Here is a 13,132-nt window from a genome sequence, read left to right on the forward strand (position 1 = left end):
GGCTCAGGTGTTCGGCTCAGCCCCTTGGCCGGGTAGTCCGGGTTGGGCGACCAGGGCCGACGTCGCGGTACGTCCGGCACGGCGGCGCCCTCTCCGGCGTATCGCCGAAGAGGGCGCTGTTCCGTGTGCCGTCAGGCCGCCACCGGCGCCCGCTCGGCCGCCGGCTGCTTCTCCTGTGTCGAGTCCTGTGTCGAGCGCTTCGCCAGCAGCCCGTCCACGCCGAACGCGCCGGAGCCGGTGAAGACCAGCAGCAGGAAGGACCAGCAGAACAGGACCGACAGCTCGCCGCCGTTCTGGATCGGCCACAGGGCCGCCTGCTGGTGGACGTCGAAGTACGCGTACGCCATGGAGCCCGAGGCGATGAACGCGGCGGCCCGGGTGCCGAGGCCCAGCAGGACGAGGGCGCCGCCGACCAGCTGGATCACTGCCGCGTACCAGCCCGGCCAGGTGCCGGCCGGGATCGTGCCGCCGTGGGTGCCCATCGCACCGCCGAGCACGCCGAAAAGGGAGGCGGCGCCGTGGCAGGCGAAGAGCAGGCCCACGACGATGCGGAACAGGCCGAGGGCGTACGGCTGCGCGGAGTTGAGGCGTCCGGTCAAGCCGGTCATGCGGGGGGTCTCCTTCGGTCGGGCCGGTCCGGGCGGACCGGTCTGGGGGCGGATCCGAACGAGTGCCCCAGGTTAGGTGATGACCCTCATTGATGCTTGCAAGTTCAACATTTGGCCACGATGCCGGTTCCGTTTGCGGTTCCGTCGGCCGGCCGCACCAGGTGGATCACGGGGCGAGCTCCGACTCCACGACCGTCCTCAGCCGTGGCCGCCCGCCCCGCACCGCCTGCTCCAGCCGGAGCCGGGCCGAACGCCCGTGCAGTGTCAGCGTCATGAGCTGGTTGCCGAACCACGGCCCGCCCGCCCTGCGCCAGTTGACCGGCGGCCGCGGGCAGCGCCCGTGCCGGGCGAACCGGCGGCCGAGCGCGCGGGCCGCCGCGCTCCAGCCGAAGCGGAAGCCGAGCCGCATCGACAGGGGCACGGAGTTGTGGACGGGGGAGCAGGTCAGCTGCAGGACGCGGGCGTCGGGGGAGCCGCGTCCCGCCGGGGACGGCCACTCCGCCTCGGCGATGTAGGCGTGGTGCACGTCCCCGGACAGCACGCACACCGTCGCCGGTGCCCCCGGCCCCGAGCCGGCCTCGGCGATCAGCTCGGCCAGCGCCTCGAAGGACGCCGGGAACGCCGCCCAGTGCTCCAGGTCGGCCCGCCGCCGCATGTCCTCCCCGAACCGCGCCCAGCGCGCGCCCTTCTCGCCCCGGCACAGCGCCGCGTTCCACGTTTCGGCGTCGTGTACCAGGTGTGGCAGCAGCCAGGGCAGCGAGGTGCCGATGAGGAGGTGGTCGTAGGAGCCGGGCCCGTCCAGCGCCTGCTCGCGCAACCACTTGGCGGCACCCGGGTGCAGCATCGCCCGGCTGTCCTCGTCCAGGACGCGGGCGGCCCGGGAGTCCACCATCAGCACACGGACGCGGCCGAAGTCGCGCCGGTAGCTCCAGTGTGCCGCGGCGGGGTCGGCGTCGGCCTCGGCGGCGAAGGCGCGCAGCACTTCGGTGCCGTCGCAGGTGGCCCGCACGGCGGCGAACAGGGGGTCGGCGGCCAGCTCGTCCGGCGAGAGGTTTCCCAGGTGCTGGTGCACCCAGTACGACATCAGGCCGCTCAGCAGCCGATGCTGCCACCAGTCGGTGGCCCGCATGTCGGTGAGCCAGGCGGCGGAGGTGTTCCAGTCGTCGACGACGTCGTGGTCGTCGAAGATCATGCAGCTGGGCACGGTGGACAGCAGCCAGCGCACCTCCGGGTCGAGCCAGGACTCGTAGTAGAGCCGGGTGTACTCCTCGTAGTCCGCGACCTCGCTGCCGATGGGGTCTTCCCTGTTCGAGCGGAGGCGAGAACGTGGCGAAGGGCCGGTCGGACCGCGGCGGGCGGCGAGCCAGCGGCGGGTCGCGTCGGAGGTCTCGTCGGCGTACACCTGGTCGCCCAACAGCAGCAGCACGTCGGGGCGTTCGCCCTCGGGGTCGGCGGCGATCCGGGCGGCCAGCGTGTCCAGGGCGTCGGGTCCCACCGGGTCGTGGCCGTCGGCCGCAGGGGCGGCCCAGCGGCAGGAGCCGAAGGCGACGCGGAGGCCGTCGCCGTCGGCGGGCGTGCGGATGACGGAGGGCGGGAATCGGGAGTCGGGGAGTGGCCACACCCGGGCACCGTCGAGGAGGACCTCGTACGAGGCTGCCGTGCCGGGCGTCAGGCCGGTCACCGGCACCAGCGCGTAGTGGTGGCCCTCGATCTGGAAGGTGCGGGCCTCGCCCCGGGCACCGTCGGAGCAGCGCACCTCGGCCGTGCACGGGCGGCTCGCCTCGATCCAGACGGTCGCGGACGCGCCGTCGGTGTACCTCAGCAGTGGTCCCAGGCGCAGTCCGGCCATGGTGATCCCCTCCTCCGTCGCCCCGTACGGTACGGAACGACGGAGGTCAGCGGGGAGGTCCCGGCGGTCAGCAGTTCGCGAGGTAGCTCTGCAGCGCGCTCTTCTCCGCCGAGTCGACCGAGAGGTTGTAGTAGTACTTCACCTGCACCCAGGCGCGTACGTACGTGCACACGTACGCCGACCGGGACGGCACCCAGGTGGCCGGGTCCTGGTCGCCCTTGGCCTGGTTGACGTTGTCGGTGACGGCGAGCAGCTGCGGGCGGGTGACGTCGTTGGCGAAGGCCTGGCGCTGCGAGGTGGTCCACTGGCTCGCGCCGGAGTCCCAGGCCTCGGCCAGCGGGACGAGGTGGTCGATGTCGACGTCGGAGGCGGCGTTCCAGGTCGCACCGTCGTAGGGGGAGTACCAACTGCCGCTGGTCGCCGCGCAGGAGGAGTCGGTGACGACGTTCGTGCCGTCGCGCTTGAGGATGTACTCGCGCGTGTTGCACGTGCCGCTGATCGTGATCCACGTCGGGAACAGGTCGCGGCTGTAGCCGGTGCGGTTCTCGGTCGCCACCGTGAGGGAGGCGAGGTAGCTGCGGGCGGTGGCCGCGCTGACCGGGGTGGGGAGGGCGGCGGAGGCGGTCGGGCCGTTGAACAGCCCGACGGAGGCTATGAGTCCGGTGAGCGCCGCCAGTATGCTGAGCCGTCGACGCGCGTAGAGCTTCGGCATGCGAACTCCCGTGAGGGTGTGGGGTGTTGGGCGCGAGCAGGGGAATGCTCGTGGCGCCGCGTTGCGGGGAGGTGTGCGTTCGGTTAGAAGCTAATGACGCGTGCATGACACAACAAGGGGTGCGACGGGACTTTCGGCCCCGGCGGGGTCGCCCGGGCTGTCCCGTACCATGGGGGGCGCAGAAGGGGAGTAGCTCTTCGCCGGACCGTCGACATACTGCTCAGCTCGCCTGAGCCGGCGCCCGGAGGCGGACCTCGATCACGAGGTCGGCCAGCGAGACCTTCGGCAAGCAGTGCACGCCCGTGCCGTACGGCACCGGGTGACCCGTGTGCTGCCGTGCCGAGGTGTCTCATCGCTTGTTACAGCACTCTCGGCGGGGCGGCCCCGACCGATTGAGGGATCGTGATCAGCTTCAGCGTCCTGGCGCTCACGTTCGGCGTCATCTTCCTGTCCGAGTTGCCGGACAAGACAGCGCTCACCGGGCTCGTCCTGGGCACCCGCTACCGCGCCTCGTACGTCTTCGCCGGCGTCGCCGCCGCCTTCCTGGTGCACGTGGTGCTCGCCGTGGCGGCCGGGAGTGTGCTGACGCTCCTGCCGCAGCGGATCGTGCACGCGCTGACGGGCGTGCTCTTCCTGGCCGGCGCGGTGATGCTGCTGCTGCACAAGGGCGACGGTGAGGAGGAGGTCCGCAGGCCCGAGGACCAGTCCTTCCTGAAGGTCGCCGGGACCGGGTTCACGCTCATCCTCGTCGCCGAGTTCGGCGACCTCACCCAGATCATGACGGCGAACCTCGCGGCCCGCTACGACGACCCGCTGTCGGTGGGCCTGGGCGCGGTGCTGGGACTGTGGGCGGTGGCCGGGCTCGGCATCGTCGGCGGAAAGGCGCTGATGAGGCGGGTGCCGCTGGGGCTGATCACCAAGATCGCGGCCCTGCTGATGCTGGCGCTCGGGGTGTGGAGCCTGTGGGAGGCCGTGGCGGGCTGAGCTGAACGGAAGGTGAAGGCTTGCGAACGGCGGTGGCGGGGGCCGGAGTTGTTTTGTACCGTGGAGGAACAAAGTGGCTCCCGCCCGCTTTCCCTGACCGGCGGGCGGGGCCGCCTTGTCCCTCCGGGGGTCCGCCCGTACGCCCCCTCGCCATGCCTTGGAGCTGCCGATGACGGCCACCGCCGTGCTCACCGCCCGTGCCCTCCTGCTGGACATGGACGGCACCCTCGTCAACTCGGACGCCGTCGTCGAGCGGGTCTGGCGCCGCTGGGCCGACCGCCACGGGCTGGACGGCGACGAGGTGATGAAGGTCGTGCACGGGCGTCAGGGGCACGCCTCGATGGCGCTGCTGCTGCCGGACAGGCCCGTGGAGCAGAACCTCGCCGACAACGCGCGCATGCTCGCCGAGGAGACCTCGGACATGGACGGCGTGGTCCCCGTTCCCGGGGCGCCGGAGTTCCTCGCCTCGCTGTGGGGCGTGCCGCACGCGCTCGTGACCTCCGCCGACGTCGCCCTGTCCACGGCCCGTATGGCCGCCGCAGGTCTCCCCCTGCCCGACGTGCGCATCACCGCCGAGTCCGTCGGCGCGAGCAAGCCCGACCCCGAAGGCTTCCTGAAGGGCGCCGCCGAACTGGGCGTCACGCCCGCCGACTGCGTGGTCTTCGAGGACTCCGGGGCGGGGATCGCGGCGGGGCGCGCCGCGGGGATGCGGGTGGTGGGCGTCGGCCCGCGCGCCGGATTCCACGGGCCGGACGTGGTGGTGCGCGACCTGACGCAGGTGCGGGTGGAGGCTGTCGGGGACGGGACGGTTCGGCTGTACGTCGGGTAGGTCCCGGTTCAGGGCAGCCGCGTCACCGCCCGCTCGTCGTGCGGCCGTTCGGAGTCGGACCCGCACAGCTCGTCGGTCAGCTCCTTCACCAGCTGGACCAGGTCGGTCGGCCGGTCCGGTCCCCACCAGTCGCCGAGCAGTTCGGCCAGCGACTCCTCGCGGGCCTGCGCCAGCCGCTCGGCGACCTCGCGGCCCCGGTCCGTCAGGACGAGGTCGAGGCCCTGGCGCTCGGCCAGCCGACGCTCCTCGACCTGGCGGGCGGCCTCGATGATGACGTGCAGCGGGACGGAGCTGCGCTCGGCCAGCACGGCCGGCTCCACCTCGCCGTACTTCTTGATCCGCAGCAGCAGCCAGCTCGCCGCGGGCAGCAGGTCGTAGCCCGCCCGCTCGGTGATCTTCCGGTAGATCTCGCGCCGCCCCTCGCGGCTGCCGAGCGTGGACAGCGCACGGCACACCTCGTCGTACGAGGACCGCTCGACCGGGTTGGTGGCGAGCGTCTCCGTGACGTCCGGCGCCGTGACGGAGCCGCGCAGCTTGTCCTCCTTCAGGAACCAGGCCAGCACAAAGCCGAGGACGGCGACGGGCGCGGCGTACAGGAAGACGTCGGTGATGGAGGAGGCGTACGCGTGCAGGGCCGCCGGGCGCAGCGCGGGCGGCAGCGTGGCGATGCCCCGCGGGTCGGACTTGAGGGCGTCCGCCGACGCCCCGGCCGGCAGCCGGGCGCCACCGAAGGCGGCGGCGAGCTTGTCGCCGAGGCGGCTCGCGAAGATCGTGCCGAAGATGGCGACGCCGAAGGAGGCGCCGATGGAGCGGAAGAAGGTGGCGCCGGAGGTGGCGACGCCCAGCTCCTCGTAGCTGACGGCGTTCTGCACGATGAGGACCAGCACCTGCATGACCAGGCCGAGCCCCAGACCGAAGACGAAGAAGCAGCCGCTCATCGCGGCGGTGGAGCTGTGCTCGTCGAGCCGGTGGAGCAGCAGCAGGCCGATCGTGGTGACGGCGGTGCCCGCGATGGGGAACACCTTCCAGCGGCCGGTGCGGCTGACGATCTGCCCGGAGCCGGTCGAGGCCAGCAGCATGCCGAACACCATCGGCAGCATGTGCACGCCGGACATGGTCGGGGACACGCCGTGGACGACCTGCAGGAAGGTCGGCAGGTAGGTCATTGCGCCGAACATCGCGAAGCCGACGATGAAGCTGATGACCGCGGAGAGGGTGAAGGTGCGGATGCGGAAGAGGTTCAGGGGGAGGACGGGCTCGGCCGCCTTCTGTTCCACGGCCACGAACACGGCCGCCAGGGCGACGCCCAGCACGGCGAGGCCGATGATCTGCGGTGAGCCCCAGCCCCAGCTGGTGCCGCCGAGGGAGGCGACCAGGACGAGGCAGGTGGCGACCGAGGCGATCAGGAACGTGCCGAGGTAGTCGATGACGTGCCGCTGCGCCTTGCGCGGGATGTGCAGGGTGGCCGCGATCACGGCGAGGGCGACGACGCCGACGGGCAGGTTGACGTAGAAGACCCAGCGCCAGCTCAGGTGCTCGGTGAACAGCCCGCCGAGCAGTGGCCCGAGCACGCTGGTCGCCCCGAAGACGGCGCCGAACAGCCCCTGGTAGCGGCCGCGTTCGCGGGGCGGGACGACGTCGCCGACGATCGCCATCGACAGCACGATCAGCCCGCCGCCGCCGAGGCCCTGCAGGGCCCGGAAGCCGATCAGCTCGGGCATGTTCTGCGCCATGCCGCACAGCGCTGAGCCGATCAGGAAGATCACGATCGCGGCCTGGAACAGCTTCTTGCGTCCGTACTGGTCACCCAGCTTCCCCCAGAGCGGGGTCGCGGCGGTCGACGCCAGCAGGTATGCGGTGACCACCCAGGACAGGTGCTCCAGGCCGCCGAGATCGCTGACGATGGTGGGCAGCGCGGTCGACACGATCGTCTGGTCGAGGGCGGCCAGCAACAGGCCGAGGAGCAGGGCGCCGATCGAGACGAGGACGTTGCCCGACACGTGTTCCGCGGCAGCGCCGCCATGCTGCTGCGGCGGCGGCGCGGACGCCGGCGGCGGCGGTGCGGACGACGGCTGTGCGTCCTGCACATTCTCCGCCATCCCCGTCCTGCCGTGCGCATCCCAGGCCATGGAGACCTCCCGAGGCTCTCGTGACATCTTCCATCGTGATCGGTGTGACCAGTTATGGCCTGTTGAGTCCTGTTGGACGCCGCCATTCCGGGGGGGGCTTCGGGGAGATGGTGTGTGGAGGATCTGCATAATCCTTGGAGTTCGCACGGGAGGGACGGACGCGTGGAAGAGCCGAAGGGGCACGTCTGCCCGGAGTGCGGGGCGCCCCGGGGAGCGGACAGCTCCCCGTCGTGCGCCTGCGCGCAGCGGGCACCGCACCCCGGCCGCGCAGCGCCCGCGCGCTCGCCCGGCGCTTCGAGGTCAGCGTCCGTACGATCGAGCGGGACCTGGCGGCGCTGCAGCAGTCCGGGGTACCGATCCACGCCGAGCCGGGCCGCACCGGCGGGTACGTCCTAGACAAGGAGCGCACGCTGCCGCCGCTGACCATCACCCCGGCCGAGGCGACGGCCCTGGCGGTGGGGCTGCACGCGCTCGCCGGGACGCCGTTCGCCGCCGACGCGCGCAGCGCGTTGCACAAGGTGCTGGCGGTGATGCCGGGGCGCAAGCGGGCCGCGGCGGCCGAGATGGCGGGCCGCGTCCAGCTGCTCGTACCGGCCGCGCGTCCGGCACGGCCCGCCGAGCCGGTGGTCCCCGGGCCGCTGCGGGAGGCTCTGTCGGCGGGGCGGGTGCTGCGCCTGGAGTACGCCGACGCCGTGGGCGCCCTCACCGCGCGGGACGTCGAACCGCTCGGCTTCCTCGGCGGCGACGAGCACTGGTACCTGGCGGCCTGGTGCCGGCTGCGCGGGGCGCCGCGCGGCTTCCGCCTGGACCGCATCCGGGCCGTCGAGGGACTCGACGAGCGGGTCCCGGACCGCGCCGTCGACCTGGCAGAACTCGACACGCTCGGCTCGGACCTGGTGCCCCTGGCCGAGCTCGGAATGTGACGGCAATCACCGACAGGGGGGTGTCGTGAGCGGGGCGGAGGCTGGTGCCCGTTCCGAACACGTACGACGAAAGGCAGCAGTCATGACCCTCGTGGGCACCGACACCCTCACCCCGGCGGCCCGGCATCGCCCTCTTCGAACGCTGGACCGCGCTGTGGAACGGCGACCTCAGCGACCCGGTGAACTTCCTCGCCCCCGACTTCCGCATCCGCTTCGGCAACGACCCCGACCGGGCGGCGGACACCGACACGGTGCACGGCCCGCAGGGCCTCGTCGACCTCGTCACCGACTTCCGCGCCGCAACGCCCGGTCTGCGCTACGCCGTTGACGGCACCACGCTGGTCGATCCCGGGCTCGGCCGGGTCTCCTCCTGCTGGTAAGGCAAAGGAGAGTTGAGCGACATGGCCGACGTGACACCGGAGCGGGGCGCCCAGCGGGTGCCGGACGAGGAGAGGCCGACGGGTCGGGAGACGGCCGGGAGCCGTGCAGCGGTGGCCGGTGGGGAGGCGGCTGTGGGCCGTGAGACGGTGACGGGCCGTGAGACGGTGACGGGCCGTGCAGCGGTGATCGGTGACGAAGCGACTGCCGACCGCGAGACGGCCTCGGGCCGCGGTGCGGTGACCGGTCGTGAGACGGCCGCGGGTCGCGGCGCGACTGGTCGTGAGACGGCCGCGGCTCGTGGTGCGGTGACCGGTCGTGAGACGGCCGCGGGGCGGTGCGCCGAGCGGTGGAGCGACCTCTGCCGGACGTGACGCGGGTGCGGACCTGGAGACGCTCGCCGGGCTCGGCACGGCGACCGGCGGCGGGACGACCGGGCTCGGCACGGCGACCGGCGGCGGGACGACCGGGCGCGACCCTGTGGTGGGCCACGGCACCGCGCTCGGCGGCGACACGGCGCCGGGCCGCCGGACCGACGCGGGCGGCGGCAGCCCGGCGCCCGCAGGTGACCGTGCCTCGGCGTCCCCACTGCTGCAGCATGACGAGTGCGACAAGTTCGGCGCGCGGTTGCGGGAGGCTGTCACTGGGTTCGTCGACGGGCCCCGGGACGCCGTGGAGGAGGCGGACCGAGTGGTGGAGGAACTGGCCTCGCGGTTCGCGGATGCGGTGACGCGGCGGCGGCGTACCCTGCGCGCGTCCTGGCAGACCGCCGACGACGGCAGGTCCGCGGCGACCGCCGACACCGAGCAACTCCGACTGGTGCTGCGGGACTACCGCGAGCTGGCGGACCGGCTGCTCCGCCGCTCAACCGCCCGCCCCTACCGCTCCACCGACCGCCGTACTACTCCGCCGCCGTCCGGCCCTCCCGCCGCGCACGCCACTCCCGTACGACCTCTTCGACGTCGTACCGCTTGAGGCCCAGCGGGGGGCCGGGCGGCGGCTTGAGCATCATGTCGAGGATCTTGGCGTTGATCTCCGCGATGATCTTCCGGACGATCCGCTCCGAGGGTGCCGCGTAGGCCGCCGCGAGAGCGTCCTCGGCCTCCTTGCGCAGCGCGAGCGTCGGCGGCAGGACCGACAGGCCCTCGCGGGCCATCTTCCGCCTGACCCACCACAGTTCGTCGTACGCCGTGTCCTCCGGCAGCGGCTTGCCCGCCCCCGGCAACCGGTCGAACTCGCCGCGCGTCTGCGCGTCACGGATCTGCTTGTCGACCCAGGACTCGAACGGCACACCCGGTGGCTTTCGCTCGGTCATGAGTCCATTGTGCCGGACGTCCCCGGGCCGGGCGATTTATCATGCCGCCGCGGTGTGCCAACCAGACGCGCCGGCAATGACATTGGCGCAGCTGAGCACGAGGCAGCGGCTCGGGCGCCCCGAACCTCGAGGAGCGCACGTGCTCGAACTCACCATGGCATCCGTCTCCGGGACGGACGCAAGCGCCACGGCCGGCATGCTCATGGCCGACGCGCCCAGCGAACCGGGAGCCGTGCTGCGGGTGGGCCGGGACCGGGCCGTGTGCCGCCTGGTGACGCCCGACGACTGGCTGTTCGTCTCCCGGGTCCACCTGGAGTTCCAGTGCGGACCCGACGGCACCTGGCAGGTCACCTGGCTGCGCGGCTCGCAGCCGGACCCGTCGTCCGAGGTCCGCCTGACGATCGGGGAGTACGCCCAGCCGATCGCCTACGGCGGGACCGTCCCGCTGCCCCGGGGCGGCTCCGGCGAGATCGTCGTCCAGGACCGCACCGGCCCGCGCGGCATCAATGTCGGCTTCTACCACGAGGTGTGACGGCCGGGGCTGGATCTGTCGCCCGGCCTACGCCAGCACCCGTGCCAGCGCGAAGCCGTCGTACCCCTTGCTGCCCACCGTCTGGATCGCCGTGCCCTTCAGCCTCGGGTGCTCGGCGATGAGCTCGAGCGCGGCGCGGGTGGCGCGCACGCTCGGGTCGGTGCTGGCCGGGTCGGTGACGCGGCCGCCGCGCACGACGTTGTCCACGATGATCAGGCTGCCCGTGCGGGTCAGCTTGAGGGCCCATTCCACGTAGTGCGGGTTGTTGACCTTGTCGGCGTCGATGAAGACCAGGTCGAAGGGGGGCGGGTTCTCGTCGGCGAGCTTGGGCAGCGACTCCAGGGCCGGGCCCACCCGCACCTCGGTGACCCGGTCCAGGCCGGCGCGCGCGAGGTTGCGGCGGGCGACGTCCGCGTGGTGGGCGTCGTACTCGAGGGTGACCAGGCGCCCCTCGGCCGGGAGTGCGCGGGCGAGCCAGATGGTGCTGTAGCCGCCGAGCGTGCCGATCTCCAGGATGGTGCGGGCACCCTGGATCTCGGCGAGGAGTTGCAGCAGCTTGCCCTGGTTCGGCGCAACGTTGATGTGCGGCAGACCCTCCGCGTCGCTGTCGCGCAGCGCGGCCTGCAGCGCTTCGTCCTCCGGGGAGAGCAAAGTGGTGAAATAGGCGTCGACGTCGTCCCAGAGCTGCGAGTCGCTCATGAACCCAAGCCTTTCGTATGTCTAGTTAGATGCGCTAACTAGCTGCGCTAACGAATATAGCCGGATGCACGGGCCGTGTCAGCGACCTTCAGCCGATCGGGGGAGGGGCGTGGACCGGCGGCGGGGGCACGACCGGGCGTCGGGCTCGGGAGCGTCGTACCGCAAGCGCGGTCAGGACCGCGACGGCGAGCGCCGGGCCGCCGCCGGTCGTCAGCAGCCACGCCGGGATTCCGGCCACCTCGCGCAGCCGGTCCTCGTGGCACCTGCTGGTACGCCGGGTCGGCCGCCGCCCGGCGCAGGGTGGGGCCGGAGATGCGGGACGGCTGGGGGAACTCCTGGTCGACGCGGTGAGGAGTCGACGCGGTGAGGAGTCGACGTGGTGAGGAGTCGACGTGGTGAGGAGTCGACGCGGTGAGGAGTCGACGCGGTGAGGAAAGGCGTGTCCTTGGCGAGACCGGCGAGCGGGTTGCTGTCGCAAGTGGCCGACCCTGTACCAACGCCCTCCGTCATGCTACCGGCAGAGGATCGGACGGTGGGACGGAGGGCGTGGTTCCAGGCGGTGCGGGTCCGCGCGTAGCTGCGGGCGGTGCACCCGGTCACCGCGGCGGCCGCCACCTCGTCAACGCCGGACGGCGTCTTCGCGGAGCTCCACCGCCGGTGCCGAACCGGGCAGCGGGCGGCCCGCCGACTCGGCCATGAACCACACCGCCGCACCGCCGATCACCGACGCGGCCATCATGTAGTACGCGGGCATCATCACGTTTCCGGTCGCGCCGATCAGGGCCGTCACCGCCAGCGGCGTCGTGCCGCCGAAGAGGGAGACCGAGACGTTGAAGCCGATCGACAGGGAGCCGTAGCGCACCCGGGTCGGGAACAGGGCCGGCAGCGCCGCCGGCATGGCTGCCGTGAAGCAGACCAGGAGGAGGCCCAGCGCGCCCATGCCGAGGGCGACCGCGACCAGGCTGCCCTGGCGGATCAGGAGCAGGGCCGGGACCGACAGGAACAGGAAGCCCGCGCAGCCGGCCGCGATCACCGGGCGGCGGCCGACGCGGTCGGTCAGCGCGCCGACGAAGGGCTGCACGATCATCATCAGGGCCATCACGCCGAGCACGACGAGCAGGCCGTGCGTCTCGTCGTACTTGAGCTCACTGGTCAGGTAGCTCGGCATGTACGACAGCAGCATGTAGTCCGCGACGTTGAAGATCAGAACCAGGCCCATGCACAGCAGCAGCGCCTTCCACTGGCCCGCGATCATCTCCCGCAGCGGCACCTTCGGACGGTTCGCCTCGGCCTTCTCGAGCTCCGCCGCGAAGGCCGGGGTCTCCTCCAGGCGCAGCCGCAGGTAGAGGCCGATGATGCCCATGGGGCCGGCGATCAGGAACGGGATCCGCCAGCCCCAGGACGTCAGGTCGTCCGAGGACAGCAGGGCCGTCATCAGGGTCACCAGGCCCGCGCCGCCGATGTAACCCGCCAGCGTGCCGAACTCCAGCCAGCTGCCGAGGAAGCCGCGCCGCTTGTCCGGGGCGTACTCGGCGATGAAGGTGGTCGCGCCCGCGTACTCGCCGCCGGTGGAGAAGCCCTGCACCAGACGGGCCAGCAGCAGGAGCAGCGGGGCCCCTACGCCGATCGTCGCGTACGACGGGATCAGGCCGATCGCGAAGGTGCCCACAGCCATCATGATCATCGTGACGGCGAGGACCTTCTGGCGTCCGATGCGGTCGCCGAGCGGGCCGAAGACCATGCCGCCGAGCGGGCGGACCAGGAAGGCTGCGGCAAAGGCGCCGAACGTGGACAGCAACTGCGCGGTCGGGTTGCCGGAGGGGAAGAAGACCTTGCCCAGGGTCACCGCGATGTAGCTGTAGACACCGAAGTCGAACCATTCCATCGCGTTGCCCAGCGCGGCGGCCTTCACGGCGCGCCTGACGAGTGCGGGGTCGGTGGCGGTGGCGGCAGGGGTCTTGGGAACGGACGTGGGCCGGGGAGCGGCGACTGTGGCGGCCGACAAGAGTTCGCTCGCCTACCTTTCGACGGGGACAGGGACGCGGCCCACGCGGCGGCGGTGACGGCGGGCCTTGAACGACCCGCTCACGGCGGGCCGAGAAACGACCATACGGCGGCTTGCTCCCTTTACGTACGGTACACAGGTCGTTGCCTGCTGCACCTAAATGCCCGAT

Annotated in this window: 13 protein-coding genes; 6 read left to right on the top strand and 7 right to left on the bottom strand. The window is 72.1% G+C overall.

The window, feature by feature from the left end; genetic code table 11:
- Nucleotides 1–131: 131 nt before the first annotated feature.
- The 3 genes from ABZV31_RS01365 to ABZV31_RS01375 form a co-directional block, all read right to left on the bottom strand.
- Complete coding sequence (locus ABZV31_RS01365) at nucleotides 132–599, bottom strand: DoxX family protein (protein ID WP_355887543.1); 468 nt, start codon at nucleotides 597–599, stop codon at nucleotides 132–134.
- Between the two features lie 175 nt (nucleotides 600–774).
- Entirely contained in the window at nucleotides 775–2,457 is a 1,683-nt protein-coding gene (locus ABZV31_RS01370) for an alkaline phosphatase D family protein (protein ID WP_355886507.1), read from the bottom strand.
- A 67-nt stretch (nucleotides 2,458–2,524) separates the two neighbouring features.
- Nucleotides 2,525–3,169, bottom strand: a complete 645-nt coding sequence (locus ABZV31_RS01375; protein WP_355886509.1) for an HNH endonuclease family protein — start codon at nucleotides 3,167–3,169, stop codon at nucleotides 2,525–2,527.
- Nucleotides 3,170–3,571: 402 nt separating this feature from the next.
- Between ABZV31_RS01375 and ABZV31_RS01380 the strand changes: the two genes are divergently transcribed.
- Both ABZV31_RS01380 and ABZV31_RS01385 read left to right on the top strand, forming a co-directional pair.
- On the top strand, nucleotides 3,572–4,153 hold the full coding sequence (locus ABZV31_RS01380; RefSeq protein ID WP_355886512.1) for a TMEM165/GDT1 family protein: 582 nt from the start codon (nucleotides 3,572–3,574) through the stop codon (nucleotides 4,151–4,153).
- Nucleotides 4,154–4,322: 169 nt separating this feature from the next.
- Nucleotides 4,323–4,982 (top strand): HAD-IA family hydrolase, encoded by a 660-nt coding sequence (locus tag ABZV31_RS01385; RefSeq protein WP_355886514.1) that lies wholly within the window; start codon nucleotides 4,323–4,325, stop codon nucleotides 4,980–4,982.
- Between the two features lie 8 nt (nucleotides 4,983–4,990).
- Here the strand turns inward: ABZV31_RS01385 and ABZV31_RS01390 are convergent, their stop codons facing one another.
- Entirely contained in the window at nucleotides 4,991–7,111 is a 2,121-nt protein-coding gene (locus tag ABZV31_RS01390) for an MFS transporter (RefSeq protein WP_355886516.1), read from the bottom strand.
- Between the two features lie 230 nt (nucleotides 7,112–7,341).
- Between ABZV31_RS01390 and ABZV31_RS01395 the strand changes: the two genes are divergently transcribed.
- The 3 genes from ABZV31_RS01395 (at nucleotide 7,342) to ABZV31_RS01405 (ending at nucleotide 9,387) form a co-directional block, all read left to right on the top strand.
- Nucleotides 7,342–8,034: a YafY family protein gene (locus ABZV31_RS01395; protein WP_355886519.1), complete on the top strand. Its 693-nt coding sequence runs from the start codon at nucleotides 7,342–7,344 to the stop codon at nucleotides 8,032–8,034.
- 179 nt (nucleotides 8,035–8,213) lie between these two features.
- Nucleotides 8,214–8,414, top strand: coding sequence for a hypothetical protein (locus ABZV31_RS01400; protein WP_355886522.1), 201 nt, complete (start codon nucleotides 8,214–8,216; stop codon nucleotides 8,412–8,414).
- 316 nt (nucleotides 8,415–8,730) lie between these two features.
- Entirely contained in the window at nucleotides 8,731–9,387 is a 657-nt protein-coding gene (locus ABZV31_RS01405; RefSeq protein ID WP_355886525.1) for a hypothetical protein, read from the top strand.
- On the opposite strand, the gene ABZV31_RS01410 is transcribed toward ABZV31_RS01405, so the two are convergent.
- A complete protein-coding gene (locus tag ABZV31_RS01410; RefSeq protein ID WP_355886527.1) occupies nucleotides 9,314–9,727 on the bottom strand; it encodes a DUF1992 domain-containing protein in 414 nt (137 codons plus the stop codon). The two genes, ABZV31_RS01405 and ABZV31_RS01410, sit on opposite strands and share 74 nt — an antisense overlap.
- Before the next feature lie 139 nt (nucleotides 9,728–9,866).
- Here ABZV31_RS01410 and ABZV31_RS01415 point away from each other — a divergent pair, with 139 nt between their 5' ends.
- Nucleotides 9,867–10,259 carry a hypothetical protein gene (locus ABZV31_RS01415; protein WP_355886529.1) on the top strand — a complete coding sequence of 131 codons (393 nt, stop codon included), beginning with the start codon at nucleotides 9,867–9,869 and terminating at the stop codon, nucleotides 10,257–10,259.
- A 27-nt stretch (nucleotides 10,260–10,286) separates the two neighbouring features.
- Here the strand turns inward: ABZV31_RS01415 and ABZV31_RS01420 are convergent, their stop codons facing one another.
- Together ABZV31_RS01420 and proP are read right to left on the bottom strand one after the other, a co-directional pair.
- The gene (locus tag ABZV31_RS01420; protein ID WP_355886532.1) at nucleotides 10,287–10,958 is read right to left on the bottom strand and encodes an O-methyltransferase; all 672 of its coding nucleotides are present in this window, start codon (nucleotides 10,956–10,958) and stop codon (nucleotides 10,287–10,289) included.
- Nucleotides 10,959–11,577: 619 nt separating this feature from the next.
- The gene (gene proP, locus ABZV31_RS01425; protein ID WP_355886535.1) at nucleotides 11,578–12,963 is read right to left on the bottom strand and encodes a glycine betaine/L-proline transporter ProP; all 1,386 of its coding nucleotides are present in this window, start codon (nucleotides 12,961–12,963) and stop codon (nucleotides 11,578–11,580) included.
- Nucleotides 12,964–13,132: the final 169 nt, after the last annotated feature.

Origin of the sequence: Streptomyces sp. NPDC005202, assembly GCF_040608235.1 — a bacterium.
GTDB lineage: Bacteria > Actinomycetota > Actinomycetes > Streptomycetales > Streptomycetaceae > Streptomyces.

Coding starts and splice junctions, on each gene's coding strand:
- ABZV31_RS01385 (WP_355886514.1), top strand. CDS start 4,323: ATGACGGCCACCGCCGTGCTCACCGCCCGTGCCCTCCTGCTGGACATG.
- ABZV31_RS01390 (WP_355886516.1), bottom strand. CDS start 7,111: ATGGCCTGGGATGCGCACGGCAGGACGGGGATGGCGGAGAATGTGCAG.
- ABZV31_RS01375 (WP_355886509.1), bottom strand. CDS start 3,169: ATGCCGAAGCTCTACGCGCGTCGACGGCTCAGCATACTGGCGGCGCTC.
- ABZV31_RS01370 (WP_355886507.1), bottom strand. CDS start 2,457: ATGGCCGGACTGCGCCTGGGACCACTGCTGAGGTACACCGACGGCGCG.
- ABZV31_RS01410 (WP_355886527.1), bottom strand. CDS start 9,727: ATGACCGAGCGAAAGCCACCGGGTGTGCCGTTCGAGTCCTGGGTCGAC.
- ABZV31_RS01420 (WP_355886532.1), bottom strand. CDS start 10,958: ATGAGCGACTCGCAGCTCTGGGACGACGTCGACGCCTATTTCACCACT.